Source organism: Bradyrhizobium barranii subsp. barranii, assembly GCF_017565645.3.
Classification (GTDB): Bacteria; Pseudomonadota; Alphaproteobacteria; order Rhizobiales; family Xanthobacteraceae; genus Bradyrhizobium; species Bradyrhizobium barranii.
The window spans coordinates 2,975,584-2,996,025 of the sequence record NZ_CP086136.1 but is presented as its reverse complement, the minus strand read 5'-3'; the positions used below and the strand labels follow the sequence as shown (position 1 = coordinate 2,996,025).

Annotated in this window: 24 protein-coding genes and 1 pseudogene; 8 read left to right on the top strand and 17 right to left on the bottom strand. The window is 63.9% G+C overall.

Translation table 11 applies throughout. The annotated features are described in order from the left end of the window. Positions 1-202 precede the first annotated feature (202 nt). Positions 203-1,057: a DUF1499 domain-containing protein gene (locus J4G43_RS14430; RefSeq protein WP_208085188.1), complete on the top strand. Its 855-nt coding sequence runs from the start codon at positions 203-205 to the stop codon at positions 1,055-1,057. A gap of 72 nt (positions 1,058-1,129) precedes the next feature. Here J4G43_RS14430 and J4G43_RS14425 read toward each other — a convergent pair whose 3' ends face one another. The 5 genes from J4G43_RS14425 to J4G43_RS14405 all read right to left on the bottom strand — a co-directional run bounded on the left by J4G43_RS14425 (position 1,130) and on the right by J4G43_RS14405 (position 8,101). Beyond that, complete coding sequence (locus J4G43_RS14425) at positions 1,130-2,047, bottom strand: MBL fold metallo-hydrolase (RefSeq protein WP_208085187.1); 918 nt, start codon at positions 2,045-2,047, stop codon at positions 1,130-1,132. 162 nt (positions 2,048-2,209) lie between these two features. Beyond that, complete coding sequence (locus J4G43_RS14420; protein WP_028148218.1) at positions 2,210-3,424, bottom strand: acyl-CoA dehydrogenase; 1,215 nt, start codon at positions 3,422-3,424, stop codon at positions 2,210-2,212. Positions 3,425-3,562: 138 nt separating this feature from the next. Next, positions 3,563-4,639, bottom strand: a complete 1,077-nt coding sequence (gene ribB, locus J4G43_RS14415; protein WP_063984938.1) for a 3,4-dihydroxy-2-butanone-4-phosphate synthase — start codon at positions 4,637-4,639, stop codon at positions 3,563-3,565. 190 nt (positions 4,640-4,829) lie between these two features. Then, complete coding sequence (locus tag J4G43_RS14410) at positions 4,830-6,560, bottom strand: cation:proton antiporter (protein ID WP_208085186.1); 1,731 nt, start codon at positions 6,558-6,560, stop codon at positions 4,830-4,832. A 197-nt stretch (positions 6,561-6,757) separates the two neighbouring features. Then, positions 6,758-8,101, bottom strand: coding sequence for an IS1380-like element ISBdi2 family transposase (locus tag J4G43_RS14405; RefSeq protein WP_208084705.1), 1,344 nt, complete (start codon positions 8,099-8,101; stop codon positions 6,758-6,760). A 148-nt stretch (positions 8,102-8,249) separates the two neighbouring features. On the opposite strand from J4G43_RS14405, the gene J4G43_RS14400 reads away from it, so the two are divergent. Next, the gene (locus J4G43_RS14400) at positions 8,250-8,777 is read left to right on the top strand and encodes a DUF3124 domain-containing protein (RefSeq protein WP_028170153.1); all 528 of its coding nucleotides are present in this window, start codon (positions 8,250-8,252) and stop codon (positions 8,775-8,777) included. 54 nt (positions 8,778-8,831) lie between these two features. After that, complete coding sequence (locus J4G43_RS14395) at positions 8,832-10,064, top strand: aminotransferase-like domain-containing protein (protein ID WP_166350507.1); 1,233 nt, start codon at positions 8,832-8,834, stop codon at positions 10,062-10,064. 8 nt (positions 10,065-10,072) lie between these two features. Here J4G43_RS14395 and J4G43_RS14390 read toward each other — a convergent pair whose 3' ends face one another. After that, entirely contained in the window at positions 10,073-10,345 is a 273-nt protein-coding gene (locus J4G43_RS14390; protein ID WP_208085185.1) for a helix-turn-helix domain-containing protein, read from the bottom strand. 156 nt (positions 10,346-10,501) lie between these two features. Between J4G43_RS14390 and J4G43_RS14385 the strand changes: the two genes are divergently transcribed. After that, positions 10,502-10,951, top strand: coding sequence for a hypothetical protein (locus J4G43_RS14385; RefSeq protein ID WP_208085184.1), 450 nt, complete (start codon positions 10,502-10,504; stop codon positions 10,949-10,951). 153 nt (positions 10,952-11,104) lie between these two features. Beyond that, positions 11,105-11,326: a hypothetical protein gene (locus tag J4G43_RS14380; RefSeq protein ID WP_063986595.1), complete on the top strand. Its 222-nt coding sequence runs from the start codon at positions 11,105-11,107 to the stop codon at positions 11,324-11,326. 69 nt (positions 11,327-11,395) lie between these two features. Here the strand turns inward: J4G43_RS14380 and J4G43_RS14375 are convergent, their stop codons facing one another. The 5 genes and pseudogenes from J4G43_RS14375 to J4G43_RS14355 form a co-directional block, all read right to left on the bottom strand. Next, positions 11,396-12,214 (bottom strand): aldo/keto reductase, encoded by an 819-nt coding sequence (locus tag J4G43_RS14375; protein ID WP_208085183.1) that lies wholly within the window; start codon positions 12,212-12,214, stop codon positions 11,396-11,398. Between the two features lie 304 nt (positions 12,215-12,518). Next, positions 12,519-14,092, bottom strand: a pseudogene (locus J4G43_RS14370) (alkaline phosphatase D family protein). A 118-nt stretch (positions 14,093-14,210) separates the two neighbouring features. Next, complete coding sequence (locus J4G43_RS14365; protein WP_208085182.1) at positions 14,211-14,630, bottom strand: hypothetical protein; 420 nt, start codon at positions 14,628-14,630, stop codon at positions 14,211-14,213. A gap of 109 nt (positions 14,631-14,739) precedes the next feature. Continuing rightward, entirely contained in the window at positions 14,740-15,741 is a 1,002-nt protein-coding gene (locus J4G43_RS14360; RefSeq protein WP_208085181.1) for an NAD(P)H-dependent flavin oxidoreductase, read from the bottom strand. Between the two features lie 62 nt (positions 15,742-15,803). Then, positions 15,804-16,541, bottom strand: coding sequence for an SDR family oxidoreductase (locus J4G43_RS14355; protein WP_063986596.1), 738 nt, complete (start codon positions 16,539-16,541; stop codon positions 15,804-15,806). Between the two features lie 165 nt (positions 16,542-16,706). On the opposite strand from J4G43_RS14355, the gene J4G43_RS14350 reads away from it, so the two are divergent. Continuing rightward, positions 16,707-17,171, top strand: coding sequence for a winged helix-turn-helix transcriptional regulator (locus J4G43_RS14350; RefSeq protein ID WP_208085180.1), 465 nt, complete (start codon positions 16,707-16,709; stop codon positions 17,169-17,171). Positions 17,172-17,267: 96 nt separating this feature from the next. Here the strand turns inward: J4G43_RS14350 and J4G43_RS14345 are convergent, their stop codons facing one another. From J4G43_RS14345 to J4G43_RS14335, 3 genes are all read right to left on the bottom strand, one after another. Further along, positions 17,268-17,642, bottom strand: coding sequence for a PRC-barrel domain-containing protein (locus J4G43_RS14345; RefSeq protein ID WP_208085179.1), 375 nt, complete (start codon positions 17,640-17,642; stop codon positions 17,268-17,270). Between the two features lie 190 nt (positions 17,643-17,832). After that, positions 17,833-18,024 carry a hypothetical protein gene (locus tag J4G43_RS14340; protein WP_208085178.1) on the bottom strand — a complete coding sequence of 64 codons (192 nt, stop codon included), beginning with the start codon at positions 18,022-18,024 and terminating at the stop codon, positions 17,833-17,835. Beyond that, positions 18,008-18,166 (bottom strand): hypothetical protein, encoded by a 159-nt coding sequence (locus J4G43_RS14335; RefSeq protein WP_208085177.1) that lies wholly within the window; start codon positions 18,164-18,166, stop codon positions 18,008-18,010. Before J4G43_RS14335 ends, J4G43_RS14340 begins: the two co-directional genes overlap by 17 nt. Before the next feature lie 177 nt (positions 18,167-18,343). On the opposite strand from J4G43_RS14335, the gene J4G43_RS14330 reads away from it, so the two are divergent. Next, positions 18,344-18,604 carry a hypothetical protein gene (locus tag J4G43_RS14330; protein ID WP_028148230.1) on the top strand — a complete coding sequence of 87 codons (261 nt, stop codon included), beginning with the start codon at positions 18,344-18,346 and terminating at the stop codon, positions 18,602-18,604. A 137-nt stretch (positions 18,605-18,741) separates the two neighbouring features. Here J4G43_RS14330 and J4G43_RS14325 read toward each other — a convergent pair whose 3' ends face one another. The 3 genes from J4G43_RS14325 to J4G43_RS14320 form a co-directional block, all read right to left on the bottom strand. After that, a complete protein-coding gene (locus J4G43_RS14325; protein WP_063984948.1) occupies positions 18,742-18,948 on the bottom strand; it encodes a hypothetical protein in 207 nt (68 codons plus the stop codon). Positions 18,949-19,029: 81 nt separating this feature from the next. Beyond that, entirely contained in the window at positions 19,030-19,161 is a 132-nt protein-coding gene (locus J4G43_RS55315) for a hypothetical protein (RefSeq protein WP_256376429.1), read from the bottom strand. Between the two features lie 117 nt (positions 19,162-19,278). Beyond that, positions 19,279-19,473, bottom strand: a complete 195-nt coding sequence (locus J4G43_RS14320) for a hypothetical protein (protein ID WP_063984949.1) — start codon at positions 19,471-19,473, stop codon at positions 19,279-19,281. 94 nt (positions 19,474-19,567) lie between these two features. On the opposite strand from J4G43_RS14320, the gene J4G43_RS14315 reads away from it, so the two are divergent. Then, positions 19,568-20,080, top strand: a complete 513-nt coding sequence (locus J4G43_RS14315; RefSeq protein ID WP_208085176.1) for a DUF4142 domain-containing protein — start codon at positions 19,568-19,570, stop codon at positions 20,078-20,080. Positions 20,081-20,442 lie beyond the last annotated feature (362 nt).

Sequence of the window (20,442 nt, the reverse complement as noted above, 5' to 3'; positions counted from 1 at the left end):
CCTTGCTCCGCGGCACGGAGAACGTGGATGCCCGGGCATAGGCGAGCGCAAGCGACGCCGTCCTTCGGACGGCTATGCCCGGGCATGACGGTCGGGGCGCATGCGGAACCCTTGAATTTGCCTCCGGGCCGTGGTCTCAACGGCCCATCGTCGCGCCAAATCGGCCGACATCGCCCCCGAAACCCCGGCAGAGCTTCACCCGATGGCCCGCAGGTTTTCCGCTCCCTATCAGTCGGAGCCCGTGTCCAGCCTCGCGAGCTGGGCGCGTAATCTGGCCGTGTTCGCGGTGGTGGCCGTGGTGGTCTCGATCATCATCGTCCGCTTCGACTTCCTGGAGATGAGGCCGGCGCTGATGACGTTCTTCGGCGGGCTCGCGATCGCCGGCCTCTCGATCCTGTTTGGGCTCGCGGGCTTTGCCGCTATCTGGCAGAACGGCTCGCGCGGCATGGGGCGCATCCTGCTCGCCTTCCTCATCAACGGCGCGATCCTCGCTTATCCCGCTTATCTCGCCCTGCAATACCGCAAGCTGCCGCCGATCTACGACATCACCACCAACCCGATCGACCCGCCGCGCTTCGACGCGCTCGCGCATCTGCGCACCGGCGATGGCACCAACACCGCGGTCTATGCCGGCCTCTATTCGGCCGAGCAGCAGCGCCAGTTCTACCCGGACATCGAGCCGATCGAGCTGGAGATCCCGGTCGATCGGGCCTATGCGATCGCGCGCCAGCTCGTCATCAAGCGCAAATGGCTCGTCATCGACGAGCGCGAGCCGCAGCCGCCGCGCCGTATCGGCCGCATCGAGGCGGTGGCACGGACGCCGATCATGGGGTTCCGCGAGGACATCTCGATCCGGGTCGTGCCCGATGGTGACGATTCCCGCGTCGATATCCGCTCGGCGTCGCGCTATTTCGACAGTGATCTCGGCAGCAACGCCGCGCGCGTCAAAAAATTCATCGACGATCTCAACACCGCCGCCGACGCCGACGCGCTGAAACCGGCGAAGAAGACGCCGGTCGCGCCACCGAAGGCACCGGCGAAGACGGTGAAGAAATGAGATCGGCGAATGGGGAGTAGCAAATAGCGAGTGGAAAGCACCTATTCGCTGCTCCCTATTCGCCATTCGCCCCTAAGCCATTCGATACGTCCCGCCGATCACGGGATCGCCGTCCGTCGTCACCACGCCGCGCGCGACCAGATCTTCCAGATGCGCCAGGACGGAATAGCCGGCGGCCGTCGTCAGCCTGGGATCGATGCCGATATAGATCGCGCGCACCATGGTCGGGATATCGGCCTCGCCCTTGGCCAGGCGATGCAGGATCGAGGCCTCGCGCGCCTTGCGGTGACGAATCAGGAAGCGCACGAAGCGCTGGCCGTCCGGGATCTCCGGGCCGTGGCCTGAGAAATACAGATCCTCCTCGCGCGCGGCGAGGCGGTCGAGCGACTCCATGTAGTCGATCATCGAGCCGTCGGGCGGCGCCACGATCGAGGTCGACCAGCCCATCACGTGATCGCCGACGAAGTTGAATTTCCGTTCGGGCCAGGCGAAGGCGAGATGATTGGCGGTGTGGCCGGGCGTCGCCACGGCCTCCAGACGCCAGCCGGCACCCTCGACGACGTCGCCATGGGCGATCCTGATATCGGGCGCGAAATCGCGGTCGGCGCCGGACTCCGGATTGTGCTTCTCGCTCTCGAAGCGCGGGCGCGAGGCACGGTGCGGGCCCTCGGCATAGACGGGCGCGCCGGTCGCCTGCTTGATCCGCGCGGTGTTCGGCGAATGGTCGCGATGGGTGTGGGTGACGAAGATATGGCTCACCGTCTCGCCCCTGACGGCATCGAGCAGCGCCGCCGCGTGCGCCTCGTCGTTCGGACCGGGATCGATGATCGCGACGTTGCCTTGGCCTACGATGTAGCTGACCGTGCCGGTGAAGGTGAACGGGCTCGGATTGTTACAGAGCACGCGCCGCACGCCGGGACGGACTTCCTCGACGACACCGGCCTTGAGCGGAAAGTTGCGGTTGAACGGGATGTCGTCGTTGTCGGACATGAGGCTTCCTGTACGTACCGCCACACTCTTCGTCATACCCCGCGAAAGCGGGGTATCCAGTACGCCGCGGCGCCTGAGGCGAAGGCGAGGTCTCTGGGATACCGGATCGTCCGCTTTCGCGGACGATGACAGCTGAGCAAAGCAACCAGCACCGAATCCGGCTCAGAAGAACGCCTGGATGCCCGTGATCGCACGTCCCAGGATCAGGGCGTGGACGTCGTGAGTCCCCTCGTAGGTGTTGACGGTCTCGAGGTTATGGACGTGGCGCATCACGTGGTACTCGGCCGAGATGCCGTTGCCGCCGTGCATGTCGCGCGCGACGCGGGCGATATCGAGGGCCTTGCCGCAATTGTTGCGCTTCATGATCGAGATCATCTCGGGGGCAAACTTGCCTTCGTCCATCAGACGGCCGACGCGAAGCGAACCCTGGAGGCCCAGCGCGATCTCGGTTTCCATGTCCGCCAGCTTCTTCTGCACGAGCTGGGTCGCGGCGAGCGGCTTGCCGAACTGCTTGCGGTCGAGCGTGTACTGGCGGGCGCGGTGCATGCAGTCCTCGGCGGCGCCGAGCGCCCCCCAGGAGATACCGTAGCGGGCGCGGTTGAGGCACCCGAACGGGCCCTTGAGGCCGGAGACGTTGGGCAGCAGGGCATCTTCGGGAACCACGACGCCGTCCATCACGACCTCTCCGGTGATCGAGGCGCGCAGCGACAGCTTGCCGCCGATCTTCGGGGCGGAGAGGCCCTTCATGCCCTTTTCCAGCACGAAGCCGCGGATCTGGTTGTCGTGCTCGGCCGACTTGGCCCAGACCACGAACACGTCGGCGATCGGCGCGTTCGAGATCCACATCTTGCTGCCGGTCAGGCGATAGCCATCCGAGACCTTCTCGGCGCGGGTCTTCATGCCGGCCGGATCGGAGCCGGCGTCGGGCTCGGTGAGACCGAAGCAGCCGACCCACTCGCCGCTGGCGAGCTTCGGCAGGTACTTCTTGCGCTGGTTCTCGTCGCCATAGGCGTAGATCGGGTACATCACCAGCGAGGACTGCACCGAGTTCATCGAGCGATAGCCGGAATCGACCCGCTCGATCTCGCGCGCGACGAGGCCGTAGGCGACGTAGCTCGCATTGGCACAGCCATATTCCTCAGGCAGCGTAATGCCGATCAGGCCGAGCTCGCCCATCTCGTTGAAGATCTCGCGGTCGGTCTTCTCCTCGAGATACGCCTTGGTGACGCGCGGCAGCAGCTTGTCCTGAGCATAGGCGCGCGCGGTGTCGCGCACCATCCGCTCGTCTTCGGTGAGCTGCTCGTCGAGCAGGAACGGATCGTCCCATTGGAAAGAAGCCGCAGCCGGCTTGTCCTTGGTCTGAGGGCGCACGCTCATGAAACGTCCTTTCGTCTGGTTCCGCCAAAATTTGCCCGACAAAGTAAAGCGCCGCGGCAACAAGTGCAATTGCGTTGCAGATGGATGGCTCTGCGTGAACCCCGGGAATGCGCAGCGCGCGCCCCCGGAATGACAGCGCTAGCTTTCAAGCTGCTCGTTGGCGACGATCTCGATGCCGAAGCCTGACAGGCCCTTGTAGTCGTGCACCGACGAGGTGAGGTGGCGGATCGAGGTGACGCCGAGATCGCGCAGGATCTGCGCGCCGACACCGACCTCGCGCCACTGGCGGTTGCGGTCCGCCTCGCTCGCGCTCTCATCGGGCAGGGGAGCAACGGGGACACCGGCGGCGCCGTCACGCAGGTAAACCAAGACGCCACGGCCGGACTTCTTGAAGTGCTCGAGCACCGCCGCCATGCGCTTGTGGCCGGTGAAGATGTCCTTGACGATGTTGGGCTTGTGGAAGCGCGTCAGCACGTTCTTGCCGTCGCCGACGCCGTTATAGACGAACGCGACGTGGGCGATGGAATCGAACGGCGAGCGGTAGGCATAGCCCTGAAGCGGCCCGATCGGGCTGTCGGTGACGAAGGTCGAGACCCGCTCGATCAGCTTCTCGCGCACCTGGCGGTAGGCGATCATGTCGGCGATGGTGACATGCTTGAGCTTGTGCCTGGCGGCGAACTGCGCAACCTGCTCGCCCTTCATCACGCTGCCGTCGTCGTTCATCAGCTCGCTGATGACACCGACCGGCGGCAGGCCGGAGAGCTTGCACAGATCGACCGCGGCCTCGGTATGGCCGGAGCGCAAGAGCACGCCGCCGTCCTTGGCAATCAGCGGGAAGATGTGGCCCGGACGGGCGAAATCGTTGGCGCCGACATTGGGATTGGACAGCGCGCGGCAGCACGAGGCGCGCTCTTCGGCCGAGATGCCGGTGCCGCCGTCGGGCTTGTAGTCGATCGAGACCGTGAACGCGGTGGTGTGCGCGGAATCGTTGTGGGCCACCATCGGATCGAGCCGGAGGCGGCGCGCGTCCTCGGTGGTCACGGGCGCGCAGACGATGCCGGAGGTATGGCGGATGATGAACGCCATCTTCTCGGCGGTGCAGAGCGAGGCGGCGACGATCAGATCGCCCTCGCCCTCGCGGTCCTCGTCGTCGGTGACGACCACGAGCTCACCCCGGGCAAAGGCCTGCAAGACTTCCTGAACGTTATCGGGCATTTCCCAATCTCTATCGGTTATGGCCGGGAGGCTTCGCCGGACGCCTTAGCCGGACTTGGCCCCAAGCGCTAGTGTCCTGGACGCAACCGCATATGCCTGATGGCGGGCCGGCCCGCGGGTCTAAGGCTTGCACCGAAGATACCAGGGATATAGGCGCACACGGCCCGGACGGAAAGCGGCCGCGCCGCCTTCAGGGCAGCACTTCGCGCCGCTCGCCGAGCCGGACATCGAGTTCGGCCCGCTTGTCGGCCAGCAGGCCAGCCTGGGCCGCTTCGATCACGGTAAACAGCTCATGAGCGTCGCTGAGCCGGGTCACCGTGACGTAGCTGGCGCCGGCCGCGTAGAGCTCGCTCACATCCGACAAAAGATCGGCCGTGGCCACGATCATGGCGGTCGGGTTGAGGGTACGGACGTGGCGGACCAGCTTCTCGTTGCTGGCGCCCTTGAGAAGGGCGTCCGGCACGCTGAGGATGATCATCTCGGACTTGCCGACGCCGGCATGGAGCAGCGTGTCGGCGCTGCTGATGTCACCATAGATCACGTGCAGGCCGCGCGACAGCAGCGTCTTGTACACATTGGGATTGAAGTCGATCACGGTGATCTGCTCGAGCAGCACCGGCGCCTGCCGTTCGATCTCGGCCAGCAGCGCGCTCGCCGCACGGAAAAAGCCGAGGATGACGATGCGGCGGGCCTCGCCGTGGCCGCCCTCGTGCCCCTCCTCGGCGTGGCCGTTGCCATGGTCGAGGTCGCGCAGGCCGATCCGCTTCAGGGGGCCGATCGCCCAGCGGGTGATCTCGTCGCTGCGGGTCATCACGAAGGTCGAGAGCACCGCCAGCACCACGAAGGCAAAGGAGGCCGCATTCGCCGTTTCAGCCGCGATATGATGGTCGGCGACGCCGGTCTGGATCACCACCAGCGAGAACTCGGAGATCTGCGCGAGGTTAAGGGCCGGCAACAGGCTGGCGCGCAGGCCCTGCTTCATCAGGTAGAGCGGGGCGAAGGTGGTGACGAGCCGGCTCACCACCGTGAACGCCGCGATCATCAAGGCAAGCCCGATCACGGAGAGGCCCGGCACGGGAATGGTCATGCCGAGCGCGACAAAGAACAGCGTGATGAAGAAGTCGCGGAGCGTGGTGACCTTTGCGGTGACGTCGAGGGCGTAAGGGAAGGTCGAGAGCGAAACGCCGGCGATCAGCGCACCCATCTCGCGCGAGAGTGAGAGCCGCTCCGCGGTCTCGGCGACGAGGAAGCACCAGGCGAGCGCGCCAAGCAGGATCAGCTCGGGGCGGCGGGCAATCTGATGGAATAGGCGCGGCAGCACGTAGCGGCTGACCAGCAGCGCGGCGGCGACCAGCACCGCGACGCGGCCGATCGACAGCAGGATGACGCTGATCTCGAGATTGGCGAGGCTCGGCTGCACCGCCAGGAACAGGATGGCGAAGATGTCCTGGAGCACCAGCACACCGAGCGTGATGCGGCCGGGCAGCGTGTCGAGCTCGCGTTTCTCGTAGAGCACCTTGACGATGATCACGGTGCTCGACAGCGCGCAGGCGACACAGAGATAGACCGCATCGAAATGCCCACCGCCGAGCGACAAGCCGATGCCGACGAAGAACAGCACCCCGAGCAGGCAGCCGCCGATGAGCTGGCCGCCCGCCGCGAACAGGATCACCTTTCCCGCCCGCACGATCTTCTTCAGGTCGATCTCGAGCCCGATCATGAACAGCATGAAGATCAGGCCGAGCTCGGAAATGACGCTGATCGATTCCTGTGATTTGACCCAGCCGGCACCGAATGGACCTATGCAGAAGCCGGCGATAAGGTAGGCCAGGATCAGCGGCTGCCGGGAGAAATGGGCGAGCAGGCCCAGCATCCAGGCAAACAGAATACAGAGAGTGATGTCGCGAATGAGTTCGTGCATACCAAATTGGTCCGTTTTGCCGCACCCTAGCCCGTCCTATTCGTGAGAGTGCGGCTTTTTGGCCCGATTGATGCGGCCGCACATCTTGTCTGACGAGGCGCACAGGATTGCCTTCGGCTTTTCACCGCCTGACGACCCGTACTTTGCAACGCGCTTGAGGTATAGGTTGGGCGAACGGGGGGCGGACGCCCCGCCGGTCAAGGACCGAGCGGCAGCAACGCGCCTGGCAAGCCGCGGATCAGGTCGGCTTCGGGACATGCCGCGGCAAACGCAAGGCGAATGCGGCTCGTGGTCTCGACCACACGGGCAGCGATTTTCAAGAGACGAAGACGCAGCGTCGCGAACTCGGCAGCGGCCAATTCCCGGGCTTTGGGAATGGCGTCGCGCACGGTCAGCATCAGCCAATAAGCGGCCGTATGGAGCACGAGACGGACCTGGTTGGCGAGCGCCGAACGGCAGCTGGTGCGGTCGGAGGCGAGCTGTGTCTTATGCAGCTTGATCAGATTCTCGGCTTGGCCGCGCGCGCAATACAGGCTGTCGTAGATCCACTCGGCCGAGCCGACATCGAGGCTGGTGACGACGAAGCGGATGTCGAGGCCGAGCATCGTCGCCTCAATACGGGCGACAGTGCGCCGTTCGCGATCCCAGGACTTTGCCTTGTGGCGCGTCTCGGTATAGCCACGCAGAACCGGCAGGTTCTCGATGGCGCGTCGCGTGCGGATGTCGTCGGCGACCTCGTCGACTTTTCTGGCGAGAGGCTTGGTGCCGGACAGACCGAAGATGTAGTCGATGCCGTTGGTCTCGCACCACGCCATGGCCTCCGGCCGGGCATAGTGCCCGTCGCCACGGAACGTAATTTGCGTGTTGTGCCATCGCGTCCGGATATGCCGTACCAGGCGGCGCAGATGGGCACGCACCTCGACGCCGCCCGGCGTCTTGCCGGGCCGCAGCACGACCGCCACGGGCCGGCTCTTCTCCGTGTCGTAGACGTGGATCGGCAGGAAGCAGCGTTCGTCATAATGAGCGTTGAACAGCGAGAGCTGCTGATGGCCGTGGACGACGTCGCAGGTATCATCGATGTCGAGCGTGACGGATGCCGGCTCGCGCGGGTAGCTATCCATCCATGCGTCGACCAAAATGTAGGTCAGCCGGATCACGTCGCGCAGGCGCGGAGCATTCTCCAGCCGCGACAGCGTCGGCTGGGAACACAAATCCCGGCCCGTGTCCGGCAGCCGTCCGCAGGCCAGTTTGAATGCCGGATCGGACCTCAGATGATCGAGGTCGTCGGCGTCCTCGTAGCCGCAGCAGATCGCGAACATGCGAGCGCGGAGCATATCGACCAGGCTGTGCACGACCCGCGTCGGATCGCGCCGATCCGGGAACACCCGGGCCAGATTGTTGGCCAAACCGAGACGCCGCTCGGCCATCGCCAGAAGCATCACGCCCCCGTTCGAGGTTAGGCGCCCACCATCGAAGGCAGCTGTGACTTTCTTGGCGTGAACGGCTGGAAACGAGAAGGGCGGAATCGTATCGTCGGTCATGGCGGGCGTGGCGTTCGCGGTTGGAGGTGATGGGGTTGGCTTCGCAACCGAATCCTACGCCGCATCAGCGCTTTACCCCTCAGGCGCACTCTTACGAATAAGACGGGCTAGGGCCAGGTTGCGGCGCGGCAAGCGAGCAATTCGTCACATGCGAGCAGGGCTTTTCGCAGCAATGCTGCTATGTCCCCTCGCCTCTGCCGCGCCCGCAGCCGCGCAATCCAAGGTCAATATCGAACAAAACTTTGCCGATTCGCTCACCACACTGCCGAAGGAGGAGCTCGCCGTCTCCGGCGGGTTCTATGTGCCCGCCTATTCCAGCGTCGCGATGAGCCAGGGCAAACTACGTGTCGACTTCTCGGTGACGCTGAGCGTTCACAACGCCTCCGAGACCCAGCCGCTGGTGGTCAAACGCATCGCCTATTTCGACACCGCAGGCAAGCAGGTCGAGACCTACCTGAAGGGTCAGGTGGCGCTGAAGCCTCTGGCCACCGTCTCGATCTTCATTCCGACCGACGACGTGCGCGGCGGGACCGGGGCCAATTTCCTCGTCGACTGGGCCGCAACAGGCGAGATCGCCGAGCCCGTGGTCGAGGCCTTGATGGTTGGCGGCGTCGCCAATGCGCATTACGCTTTCATCAGCCAGGGCCGTCCGACGAGGACGGCCGGCAAGAAGTAAGGCAGGCCGGCGCAAGGCCGGCCGCTCAACAAGAACAAAACGAGGAACGCCCCCATGACGTCCAGCTTCGATTTCGCGCCCCTGTTTCCCGCAGGGCTGCCGGCCCCTTCCGCGCGCTGGACGGGCCTCGCCAAGTACAGTTTCGTCGGCGGCAACAACGATTCCGAGCAGTTGCCGCTCCACGGCCTGATCGAGGCGACCAATTCCGCCTTGCAAAAGGAAGGCCGCTCGCTCGCGACCTACGGCCTGGCGCACGGGCCGCAGGGCTATTTGCCCTTGCGCGAATTCCTGGTGACAAAACTGAAGCGCGACGCCGGCATCAACTGTACCGTCGACGACCTCCTGATCGTCTCCGGCTCGCTCCAGGCACTCGACCTCGTCAACGCAACGCTGCTGACGCGCGGCGATACCGTGATCTTCGAGCAGGACAGCTATCAGGGCTCGTTGACCCGCCTGGCGCGGCTCGGGGTCAACGTCGTCGGCATCCCCCTCGACAAGGACGGCATGCGCATGGATGTGCTGGCCTCGACGCTGGCGGATCTCACGGGCCGCGGGATCCGGCCGAAATACATCTACACCATCCCGACCGTGCAGAACCCGACCGGCAGCATCATGCCGGAGAGCCGCCGCACCGAACTGGTGCGGCTCGCGGCCGAATATGGCGTGCCCATCTTCGAGGACGATTGCTACGCCGATCTCGTCTGGTCGGGACAGCGCCCGCCGGCGATCCACGCGATGAGCCCGAACGGCGGCGTGATCCATATCGGCTCGTTCTCGAAATCGATCGCACCGGCGTTGCGCGTCGGCTTCATCGTCGCGCCCTGGGATGTGATGTCGCGGATGCTGGCGCTGAAGACGGATGCGGGCTCCGGCGCGCTGGAGCAGATGGTGCTGGCCGCCTATTGCAAGCCGCATTTCTCGACCCACGTGCCCGCGTTGACGAAGGCGCTGCGCACCAAGCTCGATACACTGATGGAGGCGCTGAACGAGCAGTTCGGGACGGCGGCCGAGTTCGAGGAGCCCAAGGGCGGCATCTTCCTGTGGGTGAAGCTGCCCGACCAGGTCGATACGCTAAAACTCTATCAGGCCGCGCTCGCCGCCGGCGTGTCGATCAATCCGGGGCCGGAATGGTCGACCAACAAGCCCCATTCCAGCTCGCGGCTCAGGCTGTGCTTTGCGAGCCCCTCGCATCAGCAGATCCGTGAGGGCGTCGCCGTGCTGGCCGAGGTCTGCCGCAAGGAGTTCGGCGTGCCGGCCCGCAGCGCCAACGTGGAGAAGCGGGCCTAAGGCTCGCTCTAGGTCACCTGAGGCTGGCTGCCGTGGATCGCGGAGGCCAGCCGCAGCAGCAGGACGATCGAGACGTTGCCCTTGCCGGCCTCGATCTGGGCGATGTAGCGCTCGGAAATCCCGGAGCGGCGGGCCAGCTCCCGGCGCGACAGCTCGCACCGCGCGCGCGAGGACCTCAAGCGCTCGCCCAGCTCGGCCAGGAACGCGGTCTCGGAATAAGGCGGCACGGCACAGCTCCCCGGCAGTACCTCGCCCGCGAAATCCACGACTTGATTCAGCATCGCTCTCACCAACTTCGCCTTCGGGAGCGCCATCCTACCCTTGATACGACCGGCCTCATTGACGCGGATCAAATTCGCGCGCGATTGCCAGCTCGCGTGGACGATCGCGCGCGGGATGCTACACTTGGACTTGTTCGAGGCGGGGTTTTTCAGGACATGACGCGTTGTCTGGGCTGCTGGATCGCGGCAGCGGTGCTGTGGATTGCGTTCACAGCGGCCGGCGCCGAGACGCTTGCGGCGACGGTCGAGCAATGGGGCCTGCTCGGCTCATGGGCGGTCGATTGCGCGGCTCGGCCGGACCGCGACAAGGGCTCGTTGTTGACTTACGAGATCAGGAAAGACGGCCGGGTGATGTACCGGCGCGATTTCGGCGAGGCCAAAGACGAGAACGAAGTGGTGTCCGCCACGGTCGAAGCCGAGGGCCTGCTCAATGTGATGGTTTACTTCCCCTCGCTGCACCAGGCGCGTGAATTCGGGCTGCTGCTGGCGAAGGATGGCAGCCTGCGCGCGATCTACAATCGCAGCGAGCGCGGTGTGTACACGATCAGGGACGGCAAATACGTCGCGACAGGCGCGCCGACACCAGCGCAGCAACGCTGCGATTGAGCATCACGTTTGAGCATGATCGTTCGGAAAACCGCTTCACACTTTTCCGGATCATGCTCTGTCTGAACATCCATTCAGAATTCTCTTCCAGTTCCTCCGGAACGTTCGCACACATGCGCCGTTCTCATGTGCATTGCATTGGAGGAGGACATCATGAAGAAGCTTGGTTATGTGGTTGCGGCTCTCGGCGCGCTCGCGATCGTTGCACCGACGATGGCGAATGCCGAAACGGTGGTGATCAAGAACGGCTACCATCATGGCTACGGCGCCCGCGCCGAAATGCGCGAGCATCGCGACCACGGCTGGCATCGCGGCTGGCACCATCACGACCGGGTCGTCGTGGTCAAGCGCGGTCACCATCACCACTGGGATTAATGCGTAACGCATTATGGAAATGGCCCCTCGCGGGGCCATTTCTTTGCGTGTTCGAAACGTTCGGCAGGACTAATCCCACACCGGCGCAAAGCCCGGATTGACGCAACGCCTGTCCTTGGGCAACGCCGCGATCTTCTTGCGGTCGGCATCGTCGAGCGTGATCTTCAGCGCATCGAGGTTGGCTTGCTGGCTCTCCCGGCGCGAGGCCTTCGGGATCGCAGCGACACCGCCCTGGTCGAGCAGCCATTTCAGCGCGACCTGCGCGGCGGTCGCGTTGTGCCTGGCGCCGATCTCGGCCAACGCCGGATCTGACGCGATGCGTCCTTGCGCGAGCGGGCAATAGGCGACCAGCGGGATCGATTTAGCGTTGAGATAGGCCAGCACCTTCGATTGATCGAGCATGGCGTGATATTCGATCTGGTTGCAGGCGATCGGCGCCTTGATGTCCTCGACCGCGATCTTGAGCAGCGCCGCGGTGAAATTGGCAACGCCGATCGCCCGCGTACGCCCCTCCTCCTTCAGCTTCCTCAGGGTCTCGAACACCGCGCCCCAGTTCGCGGATTTCGACGGCCAGTGCACGAGGTAGAGATCGACATGGTCGAGCCGGAGCTTGGTCAGGCTGGCGTCGAAGGCGCGGCGGATCGCATCGGGGCTGAGATTCTCGTGCCAGACCTTGGTCGTGACATGCAGCTCGCCGCGCGGCAGCCGGGCCGCGGCGAGCGCGGCACCGATCGGCTCTTCATTGGCGTACATCTCGGCGGTGTCGATATGGCGATAGCCGATCGACAAGGCGCTCTCGACCGCCGCGCGGCAGGCATCGCCCTGCATGCGGAAAGTGCCGAGGCCGAGCTTGGGCATGCTGATGCCCTGTGTCTTCAGATGATCCATGGGTCAACTCCTGACATATTTCAGCCGCCGAACACGCGGTGGGGCCGCGAGGGAAGACTCTTCGGTGATGGAAAAGAGGTGGCGGGAATGGAGACTATAGCGCAGGAGACGCGAGGCGGCCAATCAAGATCGGGTTAGTGCTGGGATGCGCGATCCGTCCCCACCGTCATGCCCGGGCATAGCCGTCTGAAGGACGGCGTCGCTTCCGCTCGCCTATGCCCGGGCACCCACATTCTCAGGGCCGAGCAGCAGGGCGTGGATGGCCGGGTCAAGCTCGGCCATGACGACGGAGAGAGTTGCCCACTCACGAATGCTGCGCGACCACGGCCGGGCGCGCCTGCGGCTGCGGCACGATGTCGATCGACCAGAGATCGCGGTTGTCGACGTCTTTCAAGGTCACGGTCATCACGCCGCTCGCACCGTCGATATCGACCCTGCCGAAGAACTGCAGGCCGAAGCACGGCGCGAGATTCTCCCCCTGCGCCTCGCTGCAGCCGTTCTGGTACATCGCGACGGGGCCAAACGTATTGTCGAGCTCGCCCGGACCCCAGGTGCCGGCATGGAGGGGTCCGGAGACGAACTCCCAGAACGGCTCAAAATCCTGGAATTGCGCCTTGTTCGGATCGTAATAATGCGCGGCGGTGTAGTGCATGTCGGCGGTGAGCCAGACGATGTTGCGGATGCCGGCGCGCTTGATGGAGCTGAGGAGATCGGCGATTTCGTGCTCACGCCGATCGGGCGCTCCATTGCCGAGCGCGACGGCATCGAGACTGACGAGGCCGATCGGCAGGTCGGCCGCGATTACCTTCCAGGTCGCACGCGAAGCGGCGAGCTCCCGCTTCAGCCAGGCGAGCTGCTCGGCACCGAGAATCCAGCCGCGATGGTCCTCGCCCTTGTTCCAGCTGTCGTCACGGTAGCTGCGCATGTCGATCATGAAGACGTCGAGCAGCGGACCATAAGCGATCTTGCGATAAACGCGCCCCTGTCGCGCGCCGATGTCGCGGATCGGCATGAAATCGAAGAAGGCACGGCGGGCACGCGCGACCAGGCGCGGCGTGCCGTCGTCCTCATAGCCGGCGTCGTCATAGCTGCCGGTCGGCGACCAGTCGTTGGTGACCTCGTGGTCGTCCCACTGTGCGAACATCGGCACCTCCGCATGGAAGGCGCGAAAATGCTCGTCGAGATGGTTGTATTTGTAGTTGCCGCGGAATTGCGCCAGCGTGTGCGCGGCCTCGGCTTTTTCCTCGGTTACCAGATTGCGCCAGGTCTCGCCGTTCGGCAGCTTCTGCTCGGAGGGAATCGTGCAGTCGGCGTAGATGTGATCGCCGGAGTGGATGAAGAAGTCCGGGCGATTGTGAGCATGGTGCGATAGCTGCGATAGCCGCCGCGCGAGATGTCGATGCCCCAGCCCTGCCCCGCGACGTCGCCTGACCACACGAACGAGATCGACTGCCCTGCGGCCGGCGCGGTGCGGAAATGGCCGACGCGGCTTTCGCCGGCAATGCCGGTGGCGATGTCGTCGAAACGCACGCGATAGAAGATGTCCTGCCCGGACGGCAGATCGTTCAGCAGCAGTTTTGCGGTGAAGTCGGCATCAGGCAGCGCGTCGCGCGAAGCTGACGCTATGATCGTCTTGAAACTCTCGACGATCGCGCATTCCACCTGCATCCGCGCGGGCCGGTCGGCGCGCGCCCAGATCACGGCGGAGCCATCCGAGACATCGCCGGACTGAATACCACCCGCGATTTGCGGGCGATCGGCGGCGCGGCTGATGGATGGCTTTGCGAGTGTGCCGAGCGCGGCAACGGCGAGGCTTGAAGTCGAGCGGACCAGGAATTGCCGCCGGGTCCATGCGCGCGAGGCGCGGAGCGTTGCCATTCAGGAAACCTTCGTCGAATCGCGACGGAAGGTGCCTGCGCTCCTTGACTCCTATCCTGATGGTTTCTTGACTCCACGCCTACGGTTTTGCGACGTGGGGATGACGCGACAGACCCGGCTAGCGCTTCCAGTCGCAAATGCCGCCGGTGCGGCACGGCCAGGTCTGGATGCGGGTGTCCATCGCCTGCGCGTCCAGCGGATTGCCGTGACGATGTGCAAGCTTGGTGCGCGCTGCGCCGCGTGGCTGGACGCTCTTGGCATGAGCAACCTTCGGTTCGGCCATGTGCACGCGCCGGGCGGCAACTTTCTTCGGCACGTCGATGGGTTCGGCCCGCGCCTGCGCCTCGTTGCCTCCCTTCGCCTCCAACGCAACCGGGGCGAACTGCGTCTCGGGCCCGAGCCGCTTCGGAGACAGCACCGCCTTGGAGAGATCGAGACCGAGATATTCGTCAGGCTTGTAGTCGTCAGCGCGCGCAATGCCGCCCCATGCGAGCACGAGGGCAACGGCAACTGCAAATGGAACGCTCTTCAGGACCACGGACGCCTCCTGAAATTGCTTATTTCAAGGGGTAATTTACTCCTATTTAGGAGGCGTCACGCGCAATTCCAGCGGCCAAGTGCCGCCGTGGTTAAGAAGTTTGGCGGTGTCAGGCGACCTTTCGCGCCGCACCCGTCCCTTCCAGGAACCCCATCAGGCGGCTGCGGATGATCTCTTCCGCCTCATCCATGATGCGATCGACGAGTTCCTTGCAGGAGGGGATGTCGTGGATCAGCCCTGCGACCATGCCGCAGCTCCAGGCACCCGCGTCCATCTGGCCATCCAGCATGATCTTCGGATAGACGCCCGCGACCTGGTCGTGGATATCGTCGATGCTCAGCTTGGCGCCCTTCTCGCGCTCGATCTCGAGCAGACGATCGACGTTGGCGTTCTTCAGCACGCGCTCGGTGTTGCGCAGAGCACGCATGATCAGGCGGGTGTCGAGCTCGGTTGCCGCAACAAGCGCGTTCTTCACGTTCTGATGCACCGGTGCTTCCTTGGTGGCGATGAAGCGCGTGCCCATGTTCATGCCGGCCGCGCCCAGCGACAGCGCCGCGACGAGGCTGCGCCCGTCAGCCATGCCGCCGGAGGCCACGAACGGAATCTTCAGTTCCTCCGCCGCGCGCGGCAGCAGGATCATGTTGGGAATGTCGTCCTCGCCGGGATGGCCGCCGCACTCAAAGCCGTCGACGCTGACGGCGTCGCAGCCGATGCGCTCGGCCTTCAGGGAGTGGCGCACGGACGTGCATTTGTGGATCACCTTGATGCCGGCGGCCTTCAGCGCAGGCATGTATTGCTCGGGGCTGCGCCCTGCCGTCTCCACCGCCTTGATGCCGCCTTCGACGATGGCCGCGATGTATTCCGGATAAGGCGGCGCCGCGAAGGTCGGCAGGAAGGTGAGGTTCACGCCGAACGGCTTGTCCGTCATGTCGCGGCAGCGCGCGATTTCCTTCGCGAGCAATTCCGGCGTCTTCTGCGTGAGGCCCGTGATGATGCCGAGCCCGCCGGCATTGGAGACGGCAGCGGCCAACTCGGCAAAGCCGACGAAATGCATGCCGCCCTGGATGATCGGGTGCTCGATGCCGAACAGTTCGGTGATCGCGGTCTTCACGTAGGGGCCTCCCGGATTTCAGTTTGTATTGGGATCAGTCTAGCCGCAGTCTTGCTCCGCGGTCACCATTTCTCTCCGAAGGGACGGATCTCCATCTCGAAGGTCCAGGCGCTCTTCGGCTGCTGATAGAGCTGCCAATAGGCATCCGCGACAGATGACGGCGGCATCAGAAGATCGGGATTATCAAGCGCATTCGCCCCGAGCGCTTCGAGCCGGCGCTGCCGCACCCACTCGGTGTCGACGCCGGAATCGATGATGAGATGGGCGACGTGGATGTTGTTCGGCCCGAGCTCGCGCGCCATCGCCTGCGCCACCGCGCGCAGTCCGAATTTTGCGCTGGCAAAGGCCGCAAAGCCGCTGCCGCCGCGCAAGCTCGCCGTCGCGCCGGTGAAGAAGATGTTGCCGCCACCACGCGGCAGCATCAGCCGTGCTGCTTCCCGGCCGGCGAGGAAGCCGGAATAGCAGGCCATCTCCCACACCTTCCGGAACACGCGCTCGGTGGTGTCGAGGATCGGGAAATTGACGTTGGCGCCGACGTTGAAGATGCAGACTTCGAGCGGCGCGTGCTGGTCGGCGTCATTGAGGAAGGAGATGACCTCCTCCTCTTTGCGTGCATCGAGCGAGCGCGCGTGAATCTCGCCGCCGGCGGCCTCGATGTCCTTCACCAGCGGCGCCAGCTTGTCGCCGTTGCGGCGCCCGGCAAAGACCGTGAAACCTTCCGCGGAAAATTTCTTGGCGATCTCGGAGCCGATGAAATCGCCGGCCCCGATCACGGCGGCTGTCGCGTTTCGCTTGGGCAAGGTCACCTCCTCCGGTGAGAACGGTATGTGATTGGGCCGGAGGCTATAGTTCTAAAATAGAACTGTCAAACTACAGGGGTGAATGATATTCTTTATTAGAAATAGCGCTGATCATTCAAGTCAGTTCCTTTTTCTGACTTACTACCCTTTGCCGGAGATCGCTACATGAAGTGGGACACGCTGGATGAAGAGCCCTGCTCGCTCTCCCGCACTGTCGCCGTGGTCGGCGACCGCTGGACGCTGCTGATCCTGCGCGAATGTTTTTTAAGCGTGCGCCGGTTCGAGGGATTTCAGTCCTCGCTCCAGATCACGCGGCACCTGCTCTCGGAGCGACTGAAGAAGCTGGTGCGGTTCGGCATCCTGCGCCGCGTCCCCTATTCCGAGGCGCCCAAGCGCTACGAATACATCCTGACGCAGAAGGGCCTCGACCTCTACCCGATCATCATGGCGATGGTGCATTGGGGCGACACCCACATGGGCGACGAGCGCGGCCGCCCGCTGCTGCACCAGCACAAGACTTGCGGCAAGGAGTTCGACCCCGTGATGGTCTGCTCGGAATGCGGTGAGCCGCTGCATGCGAAACAGGTGCATGTGCATGCGGGGCCGGGGCGGAAGGAGACGGTGGGGTAGAGTGGCACCAAGCAAACGCTGTCGTGCCCCGGCTTGATCGGGGCATCCAGTCGGTGGGCCGTTCCTTGCTCATCGGATCTCGCTTTCCAAGGGAGCTTACGCGAAGGGAACGCCGCAATACGAGTTGATGCCGCGGACTGCCGCGTCGTCACCCCAGTTCCAGTCGCTTCGTTCGTCGTATTTCGGCGCGCCTTCGAGCGACTTGGCGGTGATCCCGGTGACATAGCCGCCGAGCTCCGTATCGTATTTCAGCGACTGCCAGGGCAGCGGATAGTGGTCGTTGCCGAGGCCCAGGAAACTGCCGAAGCCGAGCACGGCGTAGGAGACCTTGCCGCTGACCTTGTCGATCATCACGCGTTCGATCGAACCGATCTTGTTGCGATCGGCGCCATAGACCGATGTTCCCTCGACCTTGTCGTTGCCGATCAACCTGCCCATCTCGCTGCGGTCCAACTCGCCTTGTTTCAGCATCACAATTCTCCACTCAGCCAACGTGTGGACCAACCGGGTCGGCGAGCGAACGTTCCGGCACATGCTCCAGTGGTCGCGTCAGGAACGCCGCCGGGAACGAGCGGTTCTCTGAGTTTCAAATACCCGCCAAACCGAGAGGCGGAAGCTTCGCATCACCTCTCGCCGCACGGAGCACGAATGCCAGGGGCGATCAGCGAGCGGCGGCGGCCTCCCGTAGCATCAGGAAATCATGCATCGCGGCGGCGGTCTGAAGCTGATCGATGCGCGCCATAACAGAATCGCGCTGCTGTCCATCCGGCAAGCCCGACAGTTCGTGCTCGAGCCGCAGCTGCTCTGCCTTGAGACGTTGTTCGAACGTGTGGGGCTCAGATCGTCTTCGCATCTCCCGTCCTCGGTGGCTGCAGCCCCGAGCTGTTGGCCCAGCGCTCGACTTGCTCGATGACCTTCTGATGGCTCGGACGCACCGGTTTGGGCGCCTCGGGCTCTTCGGAAAGCTTGCGGGGTAACCTGACTTCCTCCGTCATGGCCTGTTCTCCCTCTCTTCCGAAAGAATGCGCCACCGCCGGAGTTGCTTCAATAATAACTTATTGATTTTACTGATTATTTTTACTCATCTGGCGATTTTTCCGACTCTTGTGGAACTCGCACCAAACTCGTTCGTTGAGCAAACTACTCAACTTACTCACTTTGCGTGATCGACCATGAATGACCTTCGCGCCGAGCGCCTCCAGGTCATGCTCTCGCCGGAAGAGCTGGCCGCCGTCGATGATTTCCGATTCAAGCACCGCATGCCGACGCGCGCTGCGGCGGTCCGAGAGCTTCTCAAATTCGGGCTCGCAGCCGCGGGTATCGAGACGAGCATCGACCCGTCGGCAGGCATCAAATCAAGCGAGTTTGGTGTCTTTGGTCGCGGTCCCGAAGGACACGCGCCCGCGAAGCCCGAGGGCGACACCGAGGATTGAGTCTCTCCCAAGCAAAAACGACCCCGGCACAGTGGGGTGCTAGGGCCGTCCTTGGAGATTGCTTCCGGCGCACCGGGGGCATGACAGCCGGAAGCAATCCGTCGACTCGTCGCGAAGGGATTCGTTCCTCGCGAGAACTAGCCGGTCGGCGCGTCGCCGGAATCGTCCGGCATCACGCCGGAGCCCGGTGTCTTGGTGTTGTCGTTGAGCTTGGGATCGCGCGTCGCTTCGCGCGACGGCGAGCCCTTCGAATCCGTCTTGTGCACGGTTTGCGCGCGCTGCTTGTCGCGCGGTTGATCTTCCGCCCGCTTGTCCTTGACGATGCCGTGGTCGGAATGCGCCATGATGTCCTCTCGCCTCTCCAGATGTCCTGAAGCGCTTACGCGCCGGCACAACGAATGTTCCAGCGCGCGAGGCCCGCAGCGCTAACTATGCGTGGCGTGGATCGCCGCCGATGCATTCTCCAGATGCACCTGCCGCACCGTCGTCACAGTCGCGAACGCAACAGAGACGCCAAAGGCGAGAATGAGCGAAAGAAGAGCCAGACGTGGAGCCATCGCAAAACCTCCTTCTGGAATCGAAATCAACGCGATCGACTGTTCGTGGATGATCCTGGATTGGTTGCTTGCATTCCGTGAGCAGTCTCACATGCAGATTCACGAAGATGAGAGCGCTTACGCATCCTGCGTTCGAAGGACGCGGACCTTTACGGGCGGGATTTCACCGTCCAGCCAGTCCTGCTCGTTCGCCAATGCCGTCCAGGCATCCGCCATGCGCAAATAACGCTTGTGGGTGGGCTGCCCTTCCGCGCGCTCGGCGAGCTGAAGGCAGTTGTCGGCGTTATCCCTGAAAATGTCAGACTGTTTCATAGAGAAGATGTGGGAACGGAACTCTCGCTCCGCAATCGCCCTTACCGGATCGTAACGCGAGGGAACTTCGCACGCCATCGGTCATTGGAGATGCATGAGGATTCTCGTCGCGATCATCCTGGCTTTCATCAGCACCTCGGCGTTCGCCGACAATATGGGTGAGCGAACGGCCGGCGACCGCGTGCCGACCGCAACCGATGTCATCACCGGCCTCTACAGCTTCAGCCGTTTCCAGCAGGGCCTGCTGGAGAGCACCGACCTGAAAGGCAATGCGGAGGTGAAAAATCTCGCGGCCCTGCGCGCCGAGGAGGCGGGCAAGCGCGACAAAACCCTGAAGCAGATTCAGGACGCGATCGGTGCGGAGCCGCACGCCGGCAAGACGACGTCAGTGAGCGCAAGCCTCGTCGAGCCCGAAAATGCGGATGGACCAACTTACGTCAGAAGCTTCTATGCCGCGCAAATCCCCGAATACGAATCCGCCATCAGCCTGCTCGAGCGCTATCTGAAAGCGCCCGACAATCCTGCGCTCGCCGCCTTCGCGCGCGAGCAATTGCCGATGCTGCGCACGCAGGTGGGAGATGCGGAGCGCACTATGGCAGACAAATAGCAGCCCTATTTGTCTTCCGGATGATGCTGCTGGCTCTCCGGCCGCTGGTCGCGGTCCCCGTGGTCAGCGAATCAGCGCGTGACGTGGCGGAGCTTGCGGCAGGGTCGCCAGTCACAGCCCCGCGCCCGCTGGGCGCGCCAGCCCTCTCTCCTAGGACGGCTCTGAGCTCTGGTGCAGCGGCCGGCCGGCTTTTTCCTGAACGGGATGGAACCATCGTCACTCCTCACCGTTAATTTGGCCGGGCTGAGCACGGCAGGTTCCAATTCCAAGCGCCGCAACGTTGGCGCTTGATTTCGAATTTGGCTGACGCTCTATTTTGACAACTGCGTCACGCCTTGGATTCGGCCGACGCCGCGGGGGAA